Genomic DNA, 24,290 nt, shown 5'->3' with positions numbered 1-24,290 from the left:
ATGAAAATCGATCGGAGAAAGTTCCTCAAACTCTCCGCGGCGGCCGGAGGAACAGCCGCCTGCAGCATGGCTTCTCCGGCAGCGGCGAAAGGGCCCAAGGCGCCCGACCCCAACTGGTACGGAATGCTGAATGATTCGACGCGCTGCATCGGCTGCAAAGCCTGCCAGGTGGCCTGTAAAAAAGAGAACAAGCTCGAGGCGGAATCCACCTTGGGCGAAAAAAGAGAGCTGGGCCACGAAATCTATGACTCGCCGCGTGGCCTTTCTGCTGACACCTACACCGTGATCAAACTACACCAGGATAAGGTGTCAGGGCAGTCGACCTTCGTCAAACATCAGTGTCTGCACTGCGCGGACCCGGCCTGTGCATCGTCCTGCCTCGTTGGCGCCATGAAGAAGCAGGCCGACGGTTCGGTCAAATACTACAAAGACATCTGCATGGGCTGTCGTTACTGCATGGTGGCCTGCCCCTTCAGTGTGCCCCAGTTCGAATGGGACCGGGCGCTTCCCTCGATCACCAAGTGCACCCTGTGCAGTGAAACGCGCCTCAAAAAGGGCAAGCAGACCGCCTGTTCCGAGGCCTGTCCGGCAGGGGCGATCACATTCGGCAAACGGAATGATCTGCTGCGTATCGCCAAGGAGCGCATTGCGAAAGAACCTGAGCGCTATGATGAAAACGTCTACGGCGAATATGAGGTCGGCGGTACCGGGGTCTATTATCTCACGCGCAAATCCGTGAATTTCTCTGCTCTGGGACTGCCCGATTTCGGCTATCGACCGGTGTCCGATCTGACCGAGAGTATTCAACACCGTATTTTCCAGTACTTTATCCCGCCCATCGCAGTCTATGGGATTCTCGGCGGTATCATGTACTACAACCAGCGCAAGAAGAAGAATGCCGGGACTGAAGGAGGCGATAATGAGTTCTGAAGCCGCACCCTTGCATCATAAATTTTTTACGTTCAATGTCTTTGTCCTGATTTCTTTCATGGCTTTCGGAGTGTTTTTCGCCTATTTCCGCTTTTTCGAAGGTTTTGAGTCGGTGACTAATCTCAACCCGGCCTATCCCTTCGGTCTCTGGATCGGTTTTGACGTCGCCTGCGGCGTCGCCCTGGCAGCCGGGGGGTTCACGACCGCCGCCATCGTCGAGATTTTCGGTCGCGACCAGTACCATTCGCTGGTGCGCCCTGCGATCCTGACGGCTTTTATCGGCTACTTTCTGGTCGGTCTGGCGGTTTTTTTCGATCTCGGCAAGTATTGGAACATCTGGCATGCACTGGTTTACTGGAACGGCACCTCAGTCATGTTCGAGGTGGCCTGGTGCGTTATGCTTTATTTGACCGTGCTCGGCATTGAAAACGTCCCCGTTGTAGTTGAGCAGTACAAGGACAACGTCAACCTGCCGGGTCCGCTGGCCCGTCTCAACGGCGTGGTGAACTGGTTTCTGCACCGCGCCGACTGGTTCTGCAACCGCACTCTGGTCTTTTTCGTCATCGCCGGGGTGGTTCTCTCCTTCGGCCACCAGTCGTCGCTGGGCACCATGATGCTTATCGCTCCCTACAAGCTGCATGAACTCTGGTACACGCCCATGTCGCCGCTGCTGTTTCTCACCTCAGCGGTCAGCGTCGGCATCCCCATGGTCATTTTCGAGGGGACGCTTGCCACCAAATTCTTCAATCGCAAGCCGGAGACGGAACTGCTGTCGCGTTTCGCACGCTACATCCCGTTGTTCCTGGGTACCTACCTGCTGCTGCGGGTCGGTGACCTGGCCTACCGTGGCGTGCTGCCCAGCGCCTTCGACGGCAGCCTTGAAGGCAATGCTTTTCTGCTTGAATTCGCGCTGTTTGCCGTGCCCTATTTCATGCTCAAGCAGCGAAGGGTCCGCAAAAATGCCCGTCTGCTCTTTCTCTGCTCTCTCTCGGTGATCAGTGCGGTGGTGCTCAATCGCTTCAATGTCTTTATTATCGGGATGGATATGGGCCCGGAATGGAACTACTTCCCCTCGGTGGGCGAATTCGGAGTGACTTTCGCTTTCGTGGCTTTCGGAGTTCTGCTTTACAAGATCGGCGTCAACTATCTGCCGATTCTGGAGGAGCAGCACTGAGATGTTTCAACCTGTCGCACTCGTTTTGGAGGAGTGAACGGTTCTCCTCGATCATTCTATGATATAAGGCCGGTTGTTGTGACCGGCCTTTTCTTTGTGGGCTTTTGAAGAACCGGGCATGATTCTCACTTCTCACTTCTCACTTCTCCCTTCTTCGAATTCCTTCGATCTCTTTCTTGTCTTTCAGTCCAGGGTCTTAGCTCCCATTCTGTTGTAAAACAAACGGTTTTATAGCGAATTTAGTTGACATCAATGATCAATAAATATACTTAATGTTAAAAATTTTTCAGGAGGTTGTCGTGTCTATCAAATACAAACAGCTATTGATCATCGTGACCAGTGTTGCACTGCCGCTTCTGGTGGCATTGGCGCTGACCAGCTTTTTCAGCCGGCAGACTCAGGAAATTGCGGACGTACAGGCAGAAAGGCTGGTCGATGCGGATCTGGATCATCTGCTGGAGGGAACCATCGATCTGCTCGATCTTTACCTCACTGCCAAGAAGGAGCAGCGCAACACCGCGGTGAAAAGCTATCTGCGGGCCATCGCCGATGATCTCCACCACCGCGTGGCACAGACATACGACGCGCTGCCGGCCGATGAGGTCGAAGAGGCGTTGCGGGAGGTGGTGCTGGCTCCGCAAATTGCCGAAAGCGGCTATGCCTTCGGCATGAACAGCGACGGGGTGCTCACCATTCATCCCCAAAGCGAAGGAAAGGACCTTTCCGGTTCTGCTCATATCGACACCATGCGTGAGCTCAAAGAGGGCTTTATTACCTACCATGCGGTGACCGCCAAAAGGGACAAAGCCGTCTATTACCGCTATTTCGAACCTCTTGACCTGATCATCGCACCCGGGGTGTTCGTCGATGAACTCGAAGCCCTTTATGACAAAGTGGGTGAAGCTCGGGAATGGAACAGGCTCGTTGAACGCATGGAGTCGATCTCGATTGGTGACGGCGGATATTTCTGGGCCCTGAGTGCGGCTGGAGAGAACCGCGGAAAGTACATGATCTCTCCCGGGGGCAGCAAAACGGGTGTCAATGGCTGGGGGCTGCGAGATGCCGATGGAGTGGCGTATATCCAGGAAATTGTCGAGAAGGGAAAAGCAGCTGGAAAAGAACCTGTCGACCTGAGTTTTCGTTTCGACAATACGCGCACCGGCGAGGCGGAGCAGATGATGGTACACGCGCTCTACTTCGAACCGCTGGACTGGGTGATTGGTGTCAGCGTGCCGTTCTCTCAGATTCAGATGGCAAGCACGATGATCGCCGGCTCCTTCAACCGCATGAATACGTTTATTGCCGCGGGTGCTGCTGTGCTGATGCTGCTGGGTGGACTTTTTGCCTGGTGGTCTGCCCGCCGCACCGTGGCGCCCATCGAGCAGGTCATGGATATGGTGCGCGACATCGAGCGCGGCCACCTCAAGCAACGTCTCAATCTCTCGCGCAAGGACGAGCTGGGCGAGATGGGGCGGATCATGGATGAGCTGGCTGACAACCTGCAACATGAAATTGTCGAGCCGCTCAACAAGCTTGCGGAGGGCAATCTGGATTTTGAAGCCGTTCCCCGTGACGATGAAGATGTGATTCGGGGCGCTCTTAAAAAGCTGGGGACGGATCTCAACGATCTGGTGCGGCAGGTTCAGAGCGCGGGAGATCAGATCGCAACCGGCGCCGGCGAAGTGGCCGACTCAAGCCAGGCGTTGTCACAGGGCGCGACCGAGCAGGCCAGCAGCCTGGAGGAGATTTCCGCTTCGGTCAACCAGATGGCGGGACAGACCCAGCAGAGTGCAGAAAATGCCGGCCAGGCGGATGCGCTTGCCGGCGAAGCGCGCAAGGCCGCGGAAAAAGGTTCTCACCAGATGGCGGCTATGGTTGCCGCCATGGGGGAAATCAGCCAGGCCGGCAGCGATATCGGCAAAATTTTGAAGACCATTGACGAAATCGCTTTTCAGACCAATCTGTTGGCCCTCAATGCGGCGGTGGAAGCGGCGCGCGCCGGACAGCACGGCAAAGGTTTCGCAGTTGTCGCGGAGGAGGTGCGCAATCTGGCGGCACGCAGCGCCCGGGCGGCATCTGAAACGGCTGACCTGATCGAAGGAACGGTCAGCAAAACCGCGCGCGGCACCGAAATCGCGGAACAGACCGAATCCGCCCTGAAGGAGATTGTTCTCGGGGTGGACAAGGTATCCGACCTGGTGGCGGAGATTTCCGCCGCAGCCAAAGAACAGGCCGAAGGAATCGGACAGGTCAATACAGGGCTTGGTCAGATCGACCAGGTCACCCAGCAGAATACCGCCAGCGCCGAACAGTCTGCGGCGGCGGCCGAAGAGCTTTCCAGCCAGGCGGCTTATCTGCGACAACTCCTGCAGCGGTTCAGGCTGAAGGATGATGTTTCGGTACGATTGATCTCGTAAGCAACAAAAACCTGATTCTTCATAAAAATGTTTGAATTTGATTATTTTTTGTTTTAAACTAAAAGTAACTAATTTTGGAGGGTGTCCGCCACTAATTCATGACAGAATCAACGGAGATTTCCCATGGGGAGTAAGCTGAACAGTATTCAGGTCAGGGTCGGTTGTTTTCTGGCTTTGGTTCTCGCGGTGGTTTTCGGCGTTGCCACCACCATCAGCACGGTGCGCAGTACCGCATTGCTTGAGAAAAACGGCGAGCATTCTCTGGAGGAGCTGCGCGAAGCCGCTTTTGACCAGGCTCACAGCGTTTTTACCAGCCTTGAGGTCGGCACCGAGGGGTCGCTGGAACGCGGTGAAATGGATATTTTCGCCGAGCTTCTCCATGGCTTGGGAGAAGTCCCTGGCGTGATAGAAGTTGGTCTGACTGACCCCTCCGGCAAGGTCAATTACGCCAGCCATGAGGAATTTCTCGGTTCCCGTCTGCCGTTTAAGCCTGTTCGGGGTCAAAACCAGCCGGTGGAGGAGCTCGACGAAGGTAAAGCGATTTTGTTGTCGCGCACTCACATCATGGAAGAGCGCTGCCTCGAGTGTCACTTTGACGTGGAAGAAGGCAGCGTCGCCGGGGTGTTGTTCGTGCGTTACAGTCTTGACAAGTTTCTCGAGAGTCAGGACGAGATAGCCGCCGCATTGCAGTCGGCACGCTCCGAGAGTATTACGACCGGCGTCATGACCGGTCTCGGGGGATTGCTGATTGCCTCCTTTGGCGTTTACTGGCTGTTGGGCCGCTGGATCCGCCGTCCCCTGGAGCGGTTAGTGGAGATCATGCGTGAACTGGGCCATGGCCATATCAGCGAACGCCTGAATATGAACGGCAATGATGAAATCGCCCAGATGGGTCAGGCCGTTGACAGCTTCGCGGATACCCTGCAGAACGAGATCGTCGTCAATCTTGAAAAACTGGCCCATGGGGATCTCGATTTCGAGGTGACGCCTCATGATGAAAGAGACGTTATTCGGAACTCTCTTAAAAAAGTCAGCGAAGATCTCAACCAGGTGCTGGGGCGGGTTCAGGAAGCCGGCGACCAGATCGCTTCCGGGGCCTCCCAGGTGTCCGATTCGAGCCAGTCGCTGTCACAGGGGGCCACCGAGCAGGCCAGCTCCCTGGAGGAGATTTCGGCTTCCATGAACGAGATGGCCTCGCAGACCAAGCAGAGCGCCGACAATGCCGGTATGGCCGACCAGGTGGCCGGACAGGCGCGCAGCGCCGCCGAGCGGGGCCAGCAGCGCATGAGTGCCATGACCGAGGCGATGGACGAAATCAGTCGCGCCGGCAGTGATATCTCCAAGATCATCAAGACCATCGACGAGATCGCCTTCCAGACCAACCTGCTGGCTCTCAACGCCGCGGTGGAAGCGGCGCGCGCCGGACAGCACGGCAAGGGTTTTGCGGTGGTTGCTGAAGAGGTCCGCAACCTCGCCGCACGCAGCGCCAAGGCGGCCCGCGAGACGGCGGATCTGATTGAAGGTTCGGTCGCCAAGACCCGCAACGGGGTGGAGATCGCCGGCGAGACGGCGACAGCCCTGGACGAGATCGTCAGCGGCATTGCCAAGGTCTCCGACCTGGTGGCCGAGATCAGCGCGGCGGGCAAAGAGCAGGCCGAGGTAATCCTCTGGGCACCTGAGATTTTCAGGTGCCCTTTTCTGTGGGTTAAACTATAAAAATTAAATTTATTGAATTTTTATAGAGAAAATGTTAAGTTTCGTTTAATTTTTTGCACAGAGGTGAGCGTATGAAAATCAGAAACAAATTTCTGGTTCCCGTAACCCTGACGTTGGTTCTGACCTGTCTGGCCGGGTACTTTGCACTGCAGTGGAGTTTGCGCAACCTGGTCACCCGCCAGGTCGAGAATGCCGAACAGATACTAGACCGTTCGGTACAGAGCGCCGCGGAGTCCAAGATCGAAGAGATTTATGCCAATATTGAACGCATGGGGCAGAAGGCTCTCGAGCAGGCTGCTCCGGTCAGTCGCATGCCGCAAGTGGTCGAAGCTTACGAGTTTGCCCATTCCGGCAATATGGACGACGAAGCCTCACCGCAGAGTCAGGCTGCACGCGAAATGCTGCGGGAAGTCTTCAAACCGATGATTGAAGGCTACGACGCTCTCGGCAAAGGGGGCTATCAACTGCATTTCCATCTGCCTAACGGCCGCAGCCTGGTCCGGTTGTGGCGTGATGGCTGGCAGACCACACGCAACGGCAGTCGGATCGATATCTCCGATGATATCTCGCCATTTCGCGAAACAGTGGTACGCATTAATCGCGCTCCTCACCAGCCGCTGAGCGGAATCGAAGTCGGGCGAGCCGGTTTCGTGGTGCGTGGATTGATGCCTATTACTGCGCCGGACGGCAGACATCTGGGTTCCAATGAATTTCTGTTATCCATGGATTCATTTCTTGAAGTTTCCCGCACCGATGAAAACCAGTATTATGCGCTTTATATGAACCAGGACCTGCTTTCGGTAGCGACCCGCATGAAGGATGAAACAAAGTATCCGCGTGTCGGAGGTGAGTTTGTCTTCGCAGCAGCGACCGATCCAGCAGTGACTGACCCGCTGATCGATCTTGATCTGCTGCGCCGTGGTACCCAGGGCCCTTTCTTCCAGGAGCAGGGGCAATATTATGTGGCATCCTTTCCGGTACGCGATTACGCAGGAGAGGTTGTCGGTGTCATGGTCATGGCCCAGGATGTGACCGAAGGGCAGGCAATGCTGGCGAACATCGTCTCGCAGGGCGAGGCGACCCTGAAGAATCTCACCTATGGGACAGCCGCAGGGGGAGCTGGGTTGGTAATTGTCGTGTGCGGGGTCATTTTCCTGGTGACCGGGCACATCACCCGTCTGCTGCGCAATACGGTGCGCGTCATCGAAAAAATATCAAAGGGCGATGTGTCTGAGCGCCTTCCGGCCGGTAAGGCTGTGAACTGCTCTCAGATTATGAACTGCAGCGAACCCGATTGCCCCAGTTACGGCAAGGAGAGTGTCTGTTGGGTCGAATCGGGATCTTTTGCAGCAGTCAAGCACTGCCCACGGGCCCAGCGTGGTGAAGATTGCCGCAACTGCAAGGCCTTCGCTGCACGGGATGAGCTTGAGGAGCTTGGCTCCATGACAAACGCCCTGGCCCAGGTGGTCGAAGATCGCGAAAAAGTGGCCCTGGCAATTGCTGAAGGCGACCTGAATCAGCAGGTGGTCGTGGTTTCGGATTCAGACGGCATGGGCAGGGCTCTGACCCGCATGGTGGACAACCTGCGAAACATTATCGGCCAGGTCAAAACGGCTGGCGACCAGATCGCTTCCGGGGCTTCCCAGGTGGCCGATTCAAGCCAGTCGTTGTCGCAGGGAGCCACCGAGCAGGCCAGCTCCCTGGAGGAGATTTCCGCCTCCATGAACGAGATGGCGGCGCAGACCAAGCAAAGCGCCGACAACGCCGGCCTGGCCGACCAGGTGGCCGGCCAGGCACGCACCGCCGCCGAGCGGGGCCAGCAGCGCATGAGCGCCATGACCGAGGCGATGGACGAAATCAGCCGCGCCGGCAGCGATATCTCCAAGATCATCAAGACCATCGACGAGATCGCCTTCCAGACCAACCTGTTGGCCTTGAATGCGGCGGTGGAAGCGGCGCGCGCCGGACAGCACGGCAAGGGTTTTGCGGTGGTGGCCGAAGAGGTGCGCAACCTCGCCGCCCGCAGCGCCAAGGCGGCGCGCGAGACGGCAGACCTGATCGAAGGTTCGGTGGCCAAGACCCGCAACGGGGTGGAGATCGCCGGCGAGACGGCCACCGCTCTGAACGAGATCGTCAGCGGCATCGGCAAGGTCTCCGACCTGGTGGCCGAGATCAGCGCGGCGGGCAAGGAGCAGGCCGAGGGAATCGGGCAGGTCAACACCGGGCTGGGTCAGATCGACCAGGTCACCCAGCAGAACACCGCCAACGCCGAAGAGTCCGCCGCGGCAGCGGAAGAGCTTTCCAGCCAGGCTGAAGAACTGCGCCGCCTGCTGCAGCAGTTCCGTCTCGACAATCAGGAGAGTAGCGGGGTTCAGAGTCAAAAAAAATCTCCATCCAGGGCTATCCCCGCGCCTCAGCCCGACAGGAAAGACCGCCCGCAAAACACCACTGACAAAGGGGCTCCCAAAATCGATCTCGATGACGACGAGTTCGGGCGGTACTGAAGAATAAGTCGAAAATAGAAAAAATGAACTAAACGCAGAAAGGGCGCAGCGCTGTAGATCGCTGGGCCCTTTCTGCGTTTTCAGTGCCGTCGGCTTGGCCAGGGCATTTCTCAGGCTGGCATGCGATGGGCATTACGATATATTGGTATGGCTTTAACAGTCTCAACCTTCTGTGGAGGATTTAAATGGCGAAAAGAGTGGCTCTTGTCACCGGCGGCGCGCAGGGGATCGGGCGCGCCATTAGCGAGGCGTTTCTGCGGGCAGGAATGCGGGTTGCGATGGTGGATTGTGACGGCGAGGCGTTGGAGCAGGCGAAGCAGCGCTGTATGCACCTGGGCGAAGTCCTTTCTTTAAAAGAGGATGTTGCGCGCGCCGCACTTTTTCTGGCCGATCCGGCCAATGATTTCATCACCGGTGAAAACCTGGTTATCGATGGCGGTATGACGCGCAAGATGCTCTACGTCTGAATAGTTTCTGAGGGTGGCTTGGCAGTGCATGTTCTTACTCTCTGCTCACGCTCACAAAAACCTAACAATGCGGCGGTAGATAAGTGAAAGCCTCCATGATTTGGAACTGAAGAGAATATGTCGCTGTCTCACCCCTGAAGAGGATCTGAAAAATGGCGAAAGAAAACATCCTGGTGGTTGAGGATGAGGAAGATATCCTGGCCCTGGTGCACTACAACCTGGCCAAAGAGGGATACACCGTGACGCCCGTCACCAGCGGCGAGGAAGGACTCAGGGCGGTGGCGGGGAAACATCCGGACCTGATTCTTCTCGACCTGATGCTGCCGGGGATCGACGGCCTTGAGTTCTGCCGCCGCATGAAGAAGGATTCAGGCACGGCAGCTATCCCCATTATCATGGTGACGGCGCGGGGGGAAGAGTCCGACGTGGTGGCGGGGTTGGAGATGGGGGCGGACGATTACGTGGTCAAGCCGTTTTCCACCAAGGTGCTGCTTGCCCGCGTCAAGAACGTGCTGCGGCGCCGCGAGCGTGATTCCGGTCTTTCCCCGAACGACGACAGTATCTCCATCCACGGTATCGTCATCCACCCCGGCCGCAACGAGGTGCTGGTGGATGGCAACCCGGTCGATCTCACCTTCACCGAATTTCGTGTGTTGCACTTTCTTGCCAGCCGCCCCGGCTGGGTCTTCACACGCTACCAGATCGTCAATGCCGTGCGTGGCGACGACTATGCGGTGACCGATCGGGCGGTTGATGTGCAGATCGTCGGTTTGCGCAAGAAACTCGGCCGCCATGGCGAATGCATCGAGACGGTGCGTGGTGTCGGCTACCGTTTCAAGGATCAGGGTGGCGCGTGAATAAAAAAGGAATATTCCACGGCCGGCGCCGCAAGCTGATCTGGCAGATCTTTCCCGCTTTCCTGCTGATGATTCTTCTCTCCCTCGGCGCGGCCGGAATCTATTTCTCCCAGGTTCTGCAGAAGTTCTATCTTCAGGAGACGGTCGGCAATCTCAGTGCCCGCAGCATTCTGCTGGAGGATGCGATTGAGCCTTTGCTGGTGCGTGAAGATTTTGCCGCTATCCAGAACCTGGTGAACCGCCTCGGGCGCGAGACGGAGACTCGCATCACGGTTGTGGACACCGAGGGCAGGGTGCTGGGTGACTCTGACGAGGATCCGCGCCGAATGGATAATCACAGCAGTCGACCGGAGATTCGCACGGCTCTCGACGGAGGTGTCGGTAATGCCGTGCGTTACAGTCATACCCTGAACCGCAATATGGTCTACGTCGCCGTCCCCATCCGACACGACGGTGTTCTTGTGGGCAGTGTGCGTACCTCTTATTCCGCCCGTTCCATCGAAGAAACTCTGGCCGGGGTTCGTTCACGCCTGATTTTTGGCGGACTTGGGGTCGCAGTGCTGGCGGGCCTGATCAGCTTGAGCATTTCGCGGCGAATCAGTCGCCCTTTGGTGAGAATGAAAGAAGGGGCGGAACGTTTCGCCCAGGGGGAACTCGACCGACGTCTGCCGGTGGTGGGAACGGAAGAGATTGCAGGGTTGGCCGAAGCCCTCAATCAGATGGCCGCTCAACTCGATGAACGCATCCAGACGGTTCTGCGTCAGCGCAATGAACAGGAAGCCGTGCTGCGCAGCATGGTCGAAGGGGTGCTCGCTGTCGATGCGGATGAGCGTATTCTGCGCATCAACAGCGCGGCCGGAGAACTTCTGGGCGTCGATCCGCGCGCGGCCGAAGGGCGCATGATTCACGAAGTGGCGCGCAAGGCCGATCTGCAGCGCTTCGTCGCGCGGGCCCTGGCGGGCAATCGACCGGTCGAAGGGGACGTCATTCTGCGTGGCGAAAAGGGGGAACTCTATCTGCAGGCCCATGGTTCGCGCCTGCTCGACAGCCAGGGGGAGAGCATCGGTGCGCTGGTGGTGCTCAACGATGTGACCCGGTTGCGGCGGTTGGAGAACGTGCGGCGCGATTTTGTGGCCAACGTCTCTCATGAACTGAAAACGCCGATCACTGCCATTCGGGGCTTTGTCGAGACCCTGCTCGACGGCGCCCTTGACTCGAAAGAGGATGCCCGCCGCTTTCTCGAAATCATTATTCGTCAGTCAGAGCGTTTGCAGTCCATTATCGAGGATCTTCTTTCCCTGTCACGCATCGAGCAGGAGAGCGAAAAAGGCGGGATCGAACTGCAGGAGGGCCCGGTGCGGGCGGTGCTGCTGTCCGCGATCCAGGCCTGCGAACCGACTGCACAGCAGAAATCCGTGGAATTGCAACTGGTTTGTGACGAGGCGCTGCGATCGCGTCTGAATGCGCCCCTGCTGGAGCAGGCGGTGGTGAACCTGATCGACAACGCCGTTAAATACAGCCCCGAAAACAGCGTCGTTCTTGTGCAGGCGATGTCGCGCGGCGATCAGGTGGTGATCGAGGTGCGCGATCAGGGGCGTGGCATCGCCCGCGAGCATCTGCCCCGGGTGTTTGAGCGGTTTTATCGGGTCGACAAGGCGCGCAGCCGCAAGCAGGGGGGGACCGGTCTGGGGCTGGCCATTGTCAAGCACATCGCCCAGGCCCACGGAGGGCGGGTCACGGTGGAAAGTGAACCCGGCACCGGCAGTACCTTCCGCCTTCATCTGCCACAGAAAAAATGATCGCCAAATCTCTCTTGCTGAGTTCTCACCTTCTGCTAACACGAGGCTAACAGAACTGTCGATAATGCGTTAGCAACAAGGTTGGCCGAAGCGGACGGAGTTCCCGCTGAAGGCTGCTCTCATTCCCATCAAGGAGAAGAAGGCATGTTGCATCCCCTGAAAAAAATTTTGAAATCCAGTCCTCTGGCCGCTGTGGCCCTGACCCTTACCCTGTTTGTGACGAACCCGGCTGCCGCAGCCACTCTGGAGGTCGACCCCAATCTGCCGTCCTACCAGAAGGTGCAGGGCGTATCCGGCAACCTCAACAGTGTCGGCTCCGATACCCTCAACAACCTGATGACCTTCTGGGCGGAGAGTTTCCGCAAGCACTACCCCAACGTCAACATTCAGATCGAGGGCAAGGGGTCGAGTACCGCACCGCCGGCGCTGATCGAAGGGACCGCCCAGATCGGCCCCATGTCGCGCGCCATGAAAAACGAGGAAATCGAGAAGTTCGAAAGCAAGTACGGCTTCAAGCCCACCACCATCGGGGTGGCCCTTGATTCGCTCGCCGTCTATATCAACAAGGACAATCCGGTCGAGCAACTCTCTCTGCCCGAGGTGGATGCGATTTTTTCCAAGAACCGCAAAGGCGGCTACCCTCGCGATATCCAGACCTGGGGGCAGGTGGGCGTCGAGGGTGAGCTGGCCGGCATGCCGATCAGCATCTATGGCCGCAACAGCGCATCCGGCACCTACGGCTACTTCAAGAAAAAGGCGCTGTTCAAGGGTGACTACAAGGACACCGTCAAGGAGCAGCCCGGTTCAGCCTCGGTCGTGCTGGCCGTGACTGAAGATAAGGCCGGCATAGGTTATTCCGGGATCGGTTACAAGACGTCCGGCGTCAAGGCCGTGGCCCTGAGCAAAAGCGAGGGTGAGACCGCTTACGAGCCGAGCTATGAGAATGTACTTCAAGGCAAGTACCCCCTGGGGCGCCTTCTTTACATCAATATTGTCAAAAAGCCGGGCGAGGAGCTTTCACCGCTGGTCAGGGAATTCGTCAAATTCATTCTCTCGAAAGAAGGTCAGGAGATCGTGGTCAAGGACGGCTACCTTCCCCTTCCGGCAAACATCGCTCAGCAGCAGCGCGCGCTGCTGGACTGAAGAGCGCTGTAGCGCTGAAGCGGCTCTGCAGCAGAAGAAGCGAGTCGATCTGGTTTGAACAACTCAAGCACGGGTTCCGCCCCTCGCCTCACAGGAGGAGGGGCGGAACCCGCGCGCTTATTTGAGGGACTCAGTGCCCTGTACAATCAGTACAGGGCATTGAGTCCGCGGGAACGAATTGCATGGATCAAAACCTGCTGAAACGAATCAAACGCAGGGACCGTCTGGCACGCTGGTTGATTACCGCCGGAGGGTTTTCCGTTATTTTCTGCGTCATCTTTATTCTGGTGCTGATCGCCGAGGTCAGTCTGCCCCTGTTCAAGGACCCCGAGGCGGAGATTTTCGCCAAATACAGGGTGACCGATCCGCTGGCTGAAGACGAGCAGATTCTGGCGACGGGGATCGACGAGTACCTTGAGAATGCCTTTGTGATCACCTCGGCGGGCAAGGTGCGCATCTTCGACAATAATACAGCGGAGTTGCGCGCGGAGGTAGAGCTGGCTTCTCCCGGGAGCCCGACAGCGTTGCCACGGCGTATCGAGTGGGGCGGAGACGGATCGCGTTTTGCCACGCTGTGGAGCGATGGGGCGCTATCGCTGGATCGCATTCACTTCAAGACCCATTTTGACGACGCCGGGGTGCGCACGCTGCGCTATGAGGTGACCCAGGAAGCTGTTTTCCCCGCCCTGGAGCCTGTTCCGCAGCGTTCCCTGGCGCGAACCGGGGAGGGCCGCGCTGTACGGGTAGATCTGCTGCAGGACAACCGGGTCCAGGTACTGCGCAGGTTGACGGTCAGCGATCTTTTCGGCAATGAAAGCACGGAAGAGATCAGCCATGTCCTCGATGACGCCGCTGATTCCGCCATAACCGCCCTGACCGTGGATTCCCATGGTTCGAATATTTACGCCGGGACTGCCGATGGACGGCTTCTGCACTGGAATGTGTCGGAGGACCAGGACGCGCAGCTGGTGGAGACGGTCGAGGCTTTTTCCGACCGGCGCGCCATTACGGCGCTGGCTCTTGTTTACGGGGATATATCGCTGGCGGTCGGTGATGAGAAAGGCGGCGTCAGCACCTGGTTCGGAGTGCGTGAGACGGAAGAGGGCGAGCGCCGCCTGCGCCTCATTCACAAGCTCAGGTCGCACGTTGAAGCGGTTACGGAACTGGTCCCTTCGCGGCGCGACAAGTCGCTGCTCAGCATTGGTGCCGACGGGACGGTGCATTACGATCATATGACGAGCGAAAGACATCTGCTGACCCTTTCGGGGATGCATCCGGTGCGGCTGGTCGGGCTCAGTTCCCGCAACAACGGGGTGGTGGGAATCGACGAACGCGGCGAAGCCATCGTCTGGAGGGTGGACAACCCCCACCCGGAAATCAGTGTCCAGACGCTGTTCGGCAAGGTCTGGTATGAAAGCTACGACAAGCCGGAATACGTCTGGCAGTCTTCATCCGGCTCCGACGATTTCGAGCCGAAGATGAGCCTCACCCCTCTGATCTTCGGCACAATCAAGGGGACGGCCTATGCCATGCTGTTTGCCGTCCCCCTGGCGCTGCTCGGCGCCATCTACACGAGCAATTTCGCCCGCCCCGCTTTCCGGGCTTTTATCAAGCCGACAGTGGAAATCATGGCGGCGATCCCCACGGTCATTATCGGTTTTCTCGCTGCGCTGTGGTTTGCGCCGCTTCTCGAGCGCAGCATCGTCGGATTTTTTCTAAGTGCCGCCCTGCTGCCGACCTTCCTGCTGGTGGGGGTCCTTGCCTGGCAAGCCCTGCGCAAGATTTCAGTCCTCAAGCGCATTGAACGCGGATGGGAGTTTCTGACCCTGATCCCCGTGCTGGTTCTGGCTGTCTATATTGCGCTGCGGCTGGGTCCTTACCTGGAGCTGACCCTGTTCGACGGCAATTTCACCCTCTGGATGTTTCAGGAAGCGGGCGTGCGTTACGACCCGCGCAACAGCATCGTCATTGCTTTTGCTCTGGGATTTGCCGTTATTCCCATCATTTTCACCATTGCCGAGGATTCCCTCTCCAATGTGCCGAGCAGTCTGAGGGCGGCCTCTCTCGCCATGGGGGCCAGCCGCTGGCAGACCGCCTGGCGGGTGGTGCTGCCTTCGGCCAGCCCCGGCATATTCGCGGGAACGATGATCGGTTTCGGCCGTGCCATCGGCGAGACCATGATTGTCCTCATGGCGACCGGCAACACGGCGATCATGGACTGGAGCCTGTTCAACGGCATGCGCCCTCTGTCCGCCAACATTGCGGTGGAGATACCGGAGGCGCCGGTAGCCGGAACCCTTTACCGGGTCCTGTTTCTTTCCGCCGTGATTCTGTTTCTGATGACTTTTGTTCTTAATACGGTGGCGGAGATCGTACGACAACGCCTGCGCCGAAAATACGGCCGGTTTTAGGGGAAGTGCTCTATGAGCGAGAAGACATTGCAGGGAAAATCCATGAAGAAATTCTGGCGCATCGGCGAGCCCTGGGTATGGGTCACCGGTGCCGCCCTCTCCACCACGCTTCTGATCTGCGCGACCTTGATCATTGTCGTGATGGTCAATGGCCTCGGGGTGTTCTGGCCGTCGCAGGTGGTGTCGCTGCAACTGACAGACGGCCGACAGGTTGCCGGTGAGATTGTCAAACGTGAAGCAACAGCGCTGGGCGATGGTGAACGCATCCAGCTCAAGGTCGGCAACCGCGATCTGTACGGCATGGATTTCCGCTGGATCGATCTCGATCAGGTAGCGGAGATGAAAAACCCGAGTGACCTTGTGGTCCTGGAACGCCAGGAGTACGGCAATTTCTATGGATATTTAAGCTCCATCGAGGCTCCCGGCATCGAAAAACCGAAAGAGATCGGCCAAGTAGACTATTTTCGCCTGGTTCGCGAGAACATGTCCGATCAATTGGAAGAGGTCGATGAAATCGCGGAGCGCATCTCAACGATCAGCGGTCGCCTCAACCAGACCCGCCTTGAAATGCGAAAACTTGAATACCAGGGCGTGGGGCCGGAAAACCCGGAATATATGGATCTGACTCGCCGACAGATGGTGCTGAGAGAGGATTTCGAGGAGTTGGTGGAGAAACAACGTCGTGTCATCGCCGCCATGAATCGTTTTCAGGCCACTTTCGCGGATGTTTCCGGTCGCGAGAAAACCATGCCGCTGGTCGAAATCGTGCGCCTCTATCAACCCAACGACATGTCGATCGGCAGCAAGATCCTTTTCTACATGAGTAAGATCAAGGAACTGCTGGTGGAAGACCCGCGTGAATCCAATACTGAAGGGGGGCTGTTTCCGGCCATCTTCGGGACCGTCATGCTGGTCTTCGTCATGAGTCTTTTTTCTTTCCCCCTGGGGGTTGTTGCCGCCATTTACCTGCGCGAATACGCTAAAGACGGTGTGGTCGTGAGACTGGTGCGCATCGCGGTCAACAACCTGGCGGGTATCCCGTCCATCGTCTACGGGATTTTCGGGCTGGGATTTTTTGTCTACGGCATCGGCGGGGCCATCGACCAACTCTTTTTCCCCGAGCGCCTGCCCACGCCGACCTTCGGTACCGGCGGTATTCTGTGGGCCAGCCTGACGCTGGCGCTGCTCACCGTGCCGGTAGTGATCGTCGCGACCGACGAGGCGCTTGGCGCCATCCCCGCAGGTGTGCGCGACGGTTCCCTGGCCCTGGGGGCAACCAAATTCCAGACCCTGGTGCGCATTCTGATTCCCCTGGCTTCTCCGGGCATCATGACCGGGTTGATCCTCGCCATGGCACGCGCCGCCGGAGAGGTAGCGCCGCTGATGATTACCGGAGTGGTCAAGCTCGCTCCCTCGCTGCCTCTGGATGGAGACTTTCCTTTCCTGCACCTGGACCGCAAGTTCATGCACCTGGGCTTTCACATCTACGACATCGGTTTTCAGTCGCCCAATGTCGAGGCCGCCAAACCAATGGTGTTTGTTACGACGCTGCTGCTGGTGCTGATTGTGCTGGTGATGAGCAGTTTTGCCATCTACCTGCGCAATAAGATGAAGAAACGCTACACTTACAGTGCTTTTTGATTTTTTCTTCATACACAATCCGAAGAATAAAAATTATCTCTAAAGGATAGACATGACAATGAAGTCGACGGAAACCCAGATCACCGATCCGGTGATCGAAGTCGAAAAACTCAATTTCTACTATGGCTCAACGGAGGCTCTGCATAACATCGACCTGCAGTTCCCCCGGCGTCAGGTCACGGCACTGATCGGTCCCTCCGGCTGCGGAAAATCAACGTTTCTGCGCTGTCTCAACCGGATGAACGACATGATCGACGGCACCCGTGTCGAAGGCAGCCTGCGGCTCAACGGCATGGAAATCAATGCCGCCAACCTGGACGTTATCGAGCTCAGGCGGCGGGTCGGCATGGTGTTTCAGAAATCGAACCCTTTCCCGAAAACGATCTTTGAGAATGTCGTCTATGGAATGCGCATCGCCGGCATCAGAGACCGTACCGTGCTGGCCGAGACCTGCGAAAAAGCCTTGCGCGGGGCCGGCCTGTGGGATGAGGTCAAGGACCGTCTCAACCAGTCGGCTCTCGGGCTCTCCGGCGGGCAGATGCAGCGCCTCTGTATCGCCCGCGCCATCGCCGTCAATCCGGAGGTCATCCTGATGGATGAGCCGTGCAGCGCCCTTGATCCCAAGTCCACCGCTCGGGTGGAGGAACTGATTGGCGAGCTGCGCGAGAACTACACCATCATCATCGTGACCCACAACATGCAGCAGGCGGCGCGCGTTTCCGACTACACTGCCTTTTTCTTCGAAGGACTGCTTGTGGAATTCGGATTGACGAACCAGCTTTTCATGAAACCGCGCAACAAGCAGACGGAAGATTACATTACCGGTCGTTTCGGGTAATTGCTGTCACCTGAACTTACAAGGAAAAAGGAAATCCAGATATGACTCTGCACATACAGAGGGAGATGGACCGCCTGAAAAAAAGCATCCTGAGCCTCAGCGCTATCGTGGAGGAAAGTGTTCAGAAAGCCGTCCTGGCGGTTGAGAACCTGGATGTGGAGCTGGCGCGCAAAGTGATGGAGAGTGATGATCAAATTGACGACCTTGAGGTCGACCTGGAAGAGGAATGCCTCAAAATTCTTGCGCTGCACCAGCCGGTCGCCAACGATCTGCGTTTCATCATTGCGGTTCTCAAAATCAACAACGACCTGGAGCGCATCGGGGACCTGGCGGGAAATATCGCTGAGCGGACCATAGCCCTGGCCGATGAAAAAGAAAGAATCGTTGCCCCGACACACTTCCCCGCCATGGTGGCGGGTGTCGAGGAGATGCTCAAGAAAAGCCTCGATGCCCTCGTTAATCTCGATCTGCGACTGGCTGCGCAGGTCTGCCGCATGGACGACCAAATTGATAAACTGCATGCCCAGACCTATTCTCTGGTGAAACAGGAGGTCCGCAGCCACCCCGATCAGCTCGACAGTCTTCTGCATTACCTGACGATTTCGCGCCACCTGGAGCGCATTGCCGATCTGGCCACCAACCTGGCCGAAGACGTAATTTACATGATTGAGGGGGATATTGTGCGTCACACGGGGCTGTCGCGTTAAATCACGTTGAGAAATGGTACTTTTTTAGCGCTCTGCCGCAAAACACGCTTGATAAATTAGGCTTTAATAATTACAGTGGGGAGGTGGCCTCACCACATAAAGTCTGATTTCTCACTCCGTCCACTAAGCGCATCGATATTCGTGATGAAGGGGCGGATTTTCCTGGCGGGTGTTTTTGTGAGCGGAAATTTCTGCGCGCGCATTGTTCTGATCTTATCCCTTCTGCTGTTTGCCGCGACCGGTGCCTATGCACGTCTGGCTGTTGGGGGCATCGAGGGCAGTGAAGGTTTTTCCGGCAACGCGCAGAACATGAAGGCTTTGAGCGAATACCTGGCGCAAAAGCTGGACCAGCCGGTTCAGGTGCACATGTTTCGCGAACCCGAAACTCTGTACACCTGGATGAACCGCCATCGCGAAGTCGATATAGCCTTTGTTCACATGGACTTTGTGCGTCAGCGACCTGCCGGCGAATTCCTCCATCTGGTGGATCTCCAGATCCTGGGCCGAAGGCAGTTGTCTCCTCTCCTTGGAATCGCCCGCCAGGGGCTTACCTCCCGAAGCCTGGATGCCATCCATCAGGCCCTGATGTCGATGGATGACGAACCCGCCGGGCGCCGGCTGCTGCAGCGTTTCGAACTGGAGAGCTTTGTGGCGGTCGGTTCGGGACTGCCGAGAGCAACTGAATTTATTGCGCCCGCAAGGGCGGAGCCCAAGCCGGAGCCCAAGCCGGAGCCCAAGCCGGAGCCCACGCCGGAGCCCAAGCCGGAGCCCAAGCCGGAGCCCAAGCCGGAGCCCAAGCCGGAGCCCAAGCCGGAGCCCAAGCCGGAAGCCAAGCCGGAAGCCAAGCCGGAAGCCAAGCCGGAAGCCAAGCCGGAAGCCAAGCCGGAAGCCAAGCCGGAAGCCAAGCCGGAAGCCAAGCCGGAAGCCAAGCCGGAAGCCAAGCCGGAAGCCGCACCAGGCTCCGATGGAGTCGAAACAACTGACCGGCAGGCGCCGTCGGAATCCGCGCCGCGCATCTGGTTGCCCCAAGCCGAAAAGGAAGAGTCGAAGCCGTCGCAGGAAGTGTTTTCTGAGATTTCCTCTCCCCAGGTAGAAGTGCCCCGGGAGCCTGCTGCTGAACCGTCTTCCACGCCGGAGAGTCAACCTCGCCTCTCTCCCGCCGCCGATAACAGCGAACGGGACAGTATTCCTCTCGGGCGCAAACTGATCGACGCTGTGATCGTGCTGTCTGCGCTGACCTTCACGTTGTTGTTTTTCCGCCGCCGGCGTGCCCGGCAGGTTTTGGCGCAAATGGAACAAAAACCATCCGATAACCGGGACGAAGATGGTTATATCCATATCCCCGCCGATGCCCCTGACGGCGAAGGGCTCTATGCCGAGGCCCGTGCACAGCGGATGCAGGCTCGATCAGCAAAATCGGCACGCCCCACTGAGCCCGCACCAGCCGTTTCCCCCCGTGAAAACACGGCTTCGACTGGGGAAAAATTGAAGGGTGATTCTGATCCTCCCTCTGAACTGGCTGGGACGCTCGACCTTTTTCAGGTTTCATCCCTGCTGCGGATGATCGGGAGCTGCTCCAGGCCTGGAACGCTCATCGTGCGTGGCTCCCATGATGAGAAGCGTATCCATTTCCGGCTGGGAAAAATCGCCGCCGCTTATTCGGTAAATTATGAAAGCGGCGCGCGCAGCGGTTTCCTCATGAATAAGCTCGGCTACCTGCTGGTGCGCATGGGACTGATCAGCGAGGAGCAGCGGGATCAGGCCCTGGAGCTGTGTGCCACAAATCCGCAGCGCCGATTGGGGGAAACGCTAGTTGAGATGAACGCCCTTGCACCGGGCGATCTCAAGCAGGCTTTGCGCACACAGGCTGAAGGGGTCGTTTTCTCGCTGTTCCTGTTTCCCCAGGGCCGGTTCAAAATGCTGAATGAAGATTCCGGTGTCGACCCGGTCGATGATTTGGAACTGCGGGTCAATGACCTGCTCGATGAGGCAGCGCGGCATGAAGAGGAGTGGGCCGGGTTGCGCAAAGCGATCCCATCGCTGGAGACGGTTCTCGATTTCGACGAGCAGGGGCGGGAGAAGCTCGCCGGGGCCCGCATGACGGAGCATCAGCAGGCGGTGCTGGATCTGATCGACGGGCGTCGCGATCTCAAGACCATTTGTCGGGAGGCCACCATGCTCGACTTCGAGGTCTACAAGTTTGTTTACCTGATGGTGCGAGCCCGCATTCTGAAGCCGGTTCGTATCGGCTGACGCCGGTTCCCGGACCCTTTCCTGGATATTTTAAGCCACCCGTAATCAATTCGGCAGACATGCTCGACTGGGCCGTCGTGCTCTTCGGCCCCTGCTGAACAGTTACATTAATCCTACAATGGAGATATATGCGGCACTCTTTTTTCCACGCGATGATGCTCTCGATTCTTGTAGCGCTTTGCGCGCCGGGAGTCGCATGGGCGAACGACTTTTCAAGCTGGCTGCAGGACCTGCGAACAGAGGCCCGTGCCGCGGGGATTTCCGAAAGGACCCTTGATTCGGCCTTTGCCGAAATAGAAGAGCCCCTGCCGCGTGTCGTTGAGCTTGACCGCAAGCAGCCCGAATTTACTCAGACATTCAGCGAATACTTGGCCGCTCGGGTCAGCGCAGAACGCATCAAACGAGGGCGTCTGATGTTGAAGCGGTACCCGACCTGGCTGGGGCGGGTGGAATCGCGCTTTGGCGTGCAGAGGCGTTTTCTGGTGGCGCTGTGGGGGATTGAAACCCACTATGGAGCCTACACCGGTGGTTTCAAGGTGATTCCTGCGCTTGCGACACTGGCCTATGACGGGCGTCGCGGAGACTATTTTCGCAGCGAGCTGCTCACCGCCCTGCGCATCGCCGACGAAGGGCATGTCCGTCTGGAAAACATGACCGGCTCCTGGGCCGGGGCCATGGGGCAGTGTCAGTTCATGCCTTCATCGTTCGCGCGTTTTGCCGTGGATGCCGAAGGTGACGGTCGTATCGATATCTGGCACAGCATCCCCGACGTGCTGGCCTCGGCGGCCAACTACCTGGCACGTTCCGGTTGGCAGGACGATCAGACCTGGGGGCGGCAGGTGCGCCTGCCGGAAGACTTCGATCCGTCTCTAGTTGGACTGGAACAACGCCGGACCATGCGCCAATGGGAGGCTTTGGGGGTGCGCCGCGCCGATGGCTCCGCGCTGCCCTGGCGCAACCTTGAGTCTTCCCTGATCCTTCCGGATGGCGAGCAGGGGCCGGCTTACTTGGTGTACGAGAATTTCAGGGTACTGATGAAGTGGAACCGCTCGATTTCCTTTGCATTGGCGGTCGGAGAGCTTTCGGACCAAATCGCGAACCGCCGCTGAGTCAAGAAGCCATCTCTGTTGAAACTAAGTCGACTCTTCTGATTTCACGTCTTTTTTTCTTCATTTTCCGCTTGGCATTTCTCCGAACCGGAGTATAATGGTGAACCATAAGTAGAAAAAAATACTGCATTGGTTATTAGATGTGGGATATTTTCTACCCTTTATGGGTAAGACCATGATGGAGGCAGCCATGAGGAACAAACTGATCGCGGTACAGTTGTGGGAAGAAAATGACGCTCGTAACCCGGAAGTAGACTTCAACGGGGCCTGGTCGGTTCTGGCGCGCCTTGGTGTGCCTTATCGCTTCGGCGGCCGTACCATTGACGGCCAGGTCGAGTATCTGGTCCTCAATCCGGCTTCGGGTGAAGTGGTCGCTTCGGGCCGGGGGGTCACTTCGGCTCAGGCCATGTGCCGTGCCGCCCTGACCGCCCGGGCGCGCTCCGCCGGCGCGCTTGTGCAGGTCACCCATTGAACCTTGCATGATACTTGAATTCCCGCAATTTATTCACCCCGCTCGGAGATCGATCCGGCCGGGGTGTTTTATTGTCTGCTCCCCCTCTCCGCTAAGAACCTCACTTCTCTTCTAATTCTTCGAAATTCCTTGAATTTTCCTTTCAATCCGACTTGCGATTGGACCCACGGATGGTTAAATAAAAAAGAAAATACGTGACAGGGAGTTTTCATGACATTCACCCAGCCTTTCACTGAACAAACCAATCTTCCCGCACCCGTTCCCGATCTGGTGGTTTCCGGTCAGGGAGGCCATTGGCGTGTGGAACGGATTACCGACCATCTCGCACAATTGCAGGGGACCACGGCGGGACAGGCTCGTGGCCGTACATTGAACACCGTTTTCAGGCAGACTCTCCCCGATTTGGGTGAACTGGCGCGGGATGTGGCGTCGGCAGGAGAAGCGGTGGAAGATGTGCGCGTGCGGATGGCGACGCCAGGGGGGGAGACTCACCTTATGGCAACTATTTATCCAGGCGGCCTCACCGAGGATTACAAGGGACAGCAGGTCTTTTTCTCTTTTCGGGCGCTTGTGCCCGGGGAGGACCGCGCGCCGTATCAATTCCACGGCATTGTCGGCATCAGCTCTGCCGTATCGGAGGTGATTCGGAAAGTAAAGCTCTATGCCGAGTCGGACGCCTCCGCAGTCATCACCGGCGAGACCGGGACCGGAAAAGAGCTGGTCGCGCGTGCGCTGCACCTGGAAAGCGATCGCAGATCGGGCCCCTATGTCGTGATGAACTGTGCTGCTATTGCTGAGGAGTTGATGGAATCTGAGCTGTTCGGCCATGAAAAAGGTGCGTTTACCGGAGCGTTGCGCACTCACCGAGGCCGTTTCGAACGGGCTCATGGCGGCAGTCTGTTTCTGGATGAGATTGGCGATATGCCTCTGCACACCCAGTCGAAGCTGTTGCGGGTGCTTGAAGAGCGGCGCATCGAACGGGTCGGCGGCGAGCAGGAGCAGGAGATTGATGTGCGGGTTCTGTGTGCCACCAACGTCGCACTGGAACGCGCGGTAAGCGAGGGGCGCTTTCGCGCGGACCTCTACCACCGCATTGCCATCCTGCGCATCCAGATACCGCCGCTGCGCGAAAGAATCGAGGACATCCCCTTCCTGGTCGATCATTTCCTCGAAATGTTCAATCGCAAATACGGTCGCGTGATTCATCGCCTGACGCCGGAAGCTCTGCAGGTGCTGCAGGCCTACCTGTGGCCAGGCAACATCCGGGAGCTGCGCAATGTGCTGGAACGGGTTTATGTCGAAACCCGCGCCGATGTAATCGGGGCGCGCGCCTTTCGAGACTGGATTGAGGAGCGGCAGAGTTTTGCGCCCGGCAGCTGGGATCTTGACGCCGGCGTTGAGCGACGCCGCAACCAGCCGGCGGTACTGACCCCATGGACTGCCGGGCGTGGGACGCGTTCGCTGCCTGCAGGAGGAGGCCGGGTCTTTGATGCCGAGCTGGTCCCGACGGGTGGGGAGAGCGGGATGAATTTCACCAGGCGTCGAACGCAGTCTGCGGAGCTGGACGAAGAGGAGATCCGTCACGCCTACCAGGCGGCGAATGGCAACCTGGCCGCGGCGGCGCGACTGCTTGGTGTGCATCGCGCCACCCTTTACCGCTACATGCGACGCCTCGGTCTGCGGCGCGAAGATTTGACGTAAGGGTTCGATTTCAGGGAATGGGTGCAACGAGACCCGGCGCAACGTCGCAAAACCGTTGCAGGGCAATGTCGCACCTGTCGCAAAAGCGCTGTGTGCAGGATGGAGATCTGGTTAATACCTTGATATGCTTGGAGTTTTTTTGTGGCACAGG

At 57.8% G+C, this 24,290-nt stretch carries 17 protein-coding genes; all 17 read left to right on the top strand.

Annotation, left to right across the window (positions count from 1 at the left end; translation table 11 throughout):
* The 17 genes from hybA to GSUB_RS14045 all read left to right on the top strand — a co-directional run bounded on the left by hybA (position 1) and on the right by GSUB_RS14045 (position 24,139).
* Positions 1 to 930 (top strand): hydrogenase 2 operon protein HybA, encoded by a 930-nt coding sequence (gene hybA / locus GSUB_RS14130; RefSeq protein WP_040201369.1) that lies wholly within the window; start codon positions 1 to 3, stop codon positions 928 to 930.
* A complete protein-coding gene (nrfD, locus tag GSUB_RS14125) occupies positions 920 to 2,104 on the top strand; it encodes an NrfD/PsrC family molybdoenzyme membrane anchor subunit (protein ID WP_040201368.1) in 1,185 nt (394 codons plus the stop codon). Before hybA ends, nrfD begins: the two co-directional genes overlap by 11 nt.
* A 299-nt stretch (positions 2,105 to 2,403) precedes the next feature.
* The gene (locus GSUB_RS19795; RefSeq protein WP_052464958.1) at positions 2,404 to 4,521 is read left to right on the top strand and encodes a methyl-accepting chemotaxis protein; all 2,118 of its coding nucleotides are present in this window, start codon (positions 2,404 to 2,406) and stop codon (positions 4,519 to 4,521) included.
* 123 nt (positions 4,522 to 4,644) lie between these two features.
* Positions 4,645 to 6,237, top strand: coding sequence for a methyl-accepting chemotaxis protein (locus GSUB_RS18195; RefSeq protein ID WP_052464957.1), 1,593 nt, complete (start codon positions 4,645 to 4,647; stop codon positions 6,235 to 6,237).
* A 71-nt stretch (positions 6,238 to 6,308) separates the two neighbouring features.
* Entirely contained in the window at positions 6,309 to 8,741 is a 2,433-nt protein-coding gene (locus GSUB_RS19165; RefSeq protein ID WP_052464956.1) for a methyl-accepting chemotaxis protein, read from the top strand.
* A 185-nt stretch (positions 8,742 to 8,926) separates the two neighbouring features.
* Positions 8,927 to 9,208 (top strand): SDR family oxidoreductase, encoded by a 282-nt coding sequence (locus GSUB_RS14100; protein WP_040201367.1) that lies wholly within the window; start codon positions 8,927 to 8,929, stop codon positions 9,206 to 9,208.
* 152 nt (positions 9,209 to 9,360) lie between these two features.
* Positions 9,361 to 10,065 (top strand): response regulator, encoded by a 705-nt coding sequence (locus tag GSUB_RS14095; protein WP_040201366.1) that lies wholly within the window; start codon positions 9,361 to 9,363, stop codon positions 10,063 to 10,065.
* Entirely contained in the window at positions 10,062 to 11,864 is a 1,803-nt protein-coding gene (gene pnpS, locus GSUB_RS14090; RefSeq protein ID WP_052464955.1) for a two-component system histidine kinase PnpS, read from the top strand. Before GSUB_RS14095 ends, pnpS begins: the two co-directional genes overlap by 4 nt.
* A 144-nt stretch (positions 11,865 to 12,008) precedes the next feature.
* The gene (locus tag GSUB_RS14085) at positions 12,009 to 13,007 is read left to right on the top strand and encodes a PstS family phosphate ABC transporter substrate-binding protein (RefSeq protein ID WP_084212082.1); all 999 of its coding nucleotides are present in this window, start codon (positions 12,009 to 12,011) and stop codon (positions 13,005 to 13,007) included.
* A gap of 182 nt (positions 13,008 to 13,189) precedes the next feature.
* Positions 13,190 to 15,418, top strand: a complete 2,229-nt coding sequence (locus GSUB_RS14080) for an ABC transporter permease subunit (RefSeq protein ID WP_040201365.1) — start codon at positions 13,190 to 13,192, stop codon at positions 15,416 to 15,418.
* A 42-nt stretch (positions 15,419 to 15,460) separates the two neighbouring features.
* A complete protein-coding gene (gene pstA / locus GSUB_RS14075; RefSeq protein ID WP_040202609.1) occupies positions 15,461 to 17,059 on the top strand; it encodes a phosphate ABC transporter permease PstA in 1,599 nt (532 codons plus the stop codon).
* A gap of 58 nt (positions 17,060 to 17,117) precedes the next feature.
* The gene (pstB, locus tag GSUB_RS14070) at positions 17,118 to 17,897 is read left to right on the top strand and encodes a phosphate ABC transporter ATP-binding protein PstB (RefSeq protein ID WP_040201364.1); all 780 of its coding nucleotides are present in this window, start codon (positions 17,118 to 17,120) and stop codon (positions 17,895 to 17,897) included.
* Between the two features lie 41 nt (positions 17,898 to 17,938).
* Complete coding sequence (gene phoU, locus GSUB_RS14065) at positions 17,939 to 18,604, top strand: phosphate signaling complex protein PhoU (protein WP_040201363.1); 666 nt, start codon at positions 17,939 to 17,941, stop codon at positions 18,602 to 18,604.
* 177 nt (positions 18,605 to 18,781) lie between these two features.
* Positions 18,782 to 20,857 carry a DUF4388 domain-containing protein gene (locus GSUB_RS19160; RefSeq protein WP_144402035.1) on the top strand — a complete coding sequence of 692 codons (2,076 nt, stop codon included), beginning with the start codon at positions 18,782 to 18,784 and terminating at the stop codon, positions 20,855 to 20,857.
* 128 nt (positions 20,858 to 20,985) lie between these two features.
* On the top strand, positions 20,986 to 21,966 hold the full coding sequence (locus tag GSUB_RS14055; RefSeq protein WP_040201362.1) for a lytic murein transglycosylase: 981 nt from the start codon (positions 20,986 to 20,988) through the stop codon (positions 21,964 to 21,966).
* Positions 21,967 to 22,156: 190 nt separating this feature from the next.
* Positions 22,157 to 22,438, top strand: coding sequence for a hypothetical protein (locus GSUB_RS14050; RefSeq protein ID WP_040201361.1), 282 nt, complete (start codon positions 22,157 to 22,159; stop codon positions 22,436 to 22,438).
* 210 nt (positions 22,439 to 22,648) lie between these two features.
* Positions 22,649 to 24,139: a sigma-54 interaction domain-containing protein gene (locus tag GSUB_RS14045; protein WP_040201360.1), complete on the top strand. Its 1,491-nt coding sequence runs from the start codon at positions 22,649 to 22,651 to the stop codon at positions 24,137 to 24,139.
* Positions 24,140 to 24,290: the final 151 nt, after the last annotated feature.

This window comes from Geoalkalibacter subterraneus, assembly GCF_000827125.1.
GTDB lineage: Bacteria > Desulfobacterota > Desulfuromonadia > Desulfuromonadales > Geoalkalibacteraceae > Geoalkalibacter_A > Geoalkalibacter_A subterraneus.
The sequence above is the reverse complement of the archived record's forward strand: the minus strand, read 5'-3'. Positions and strand labels throughout refer to the sequence as shown.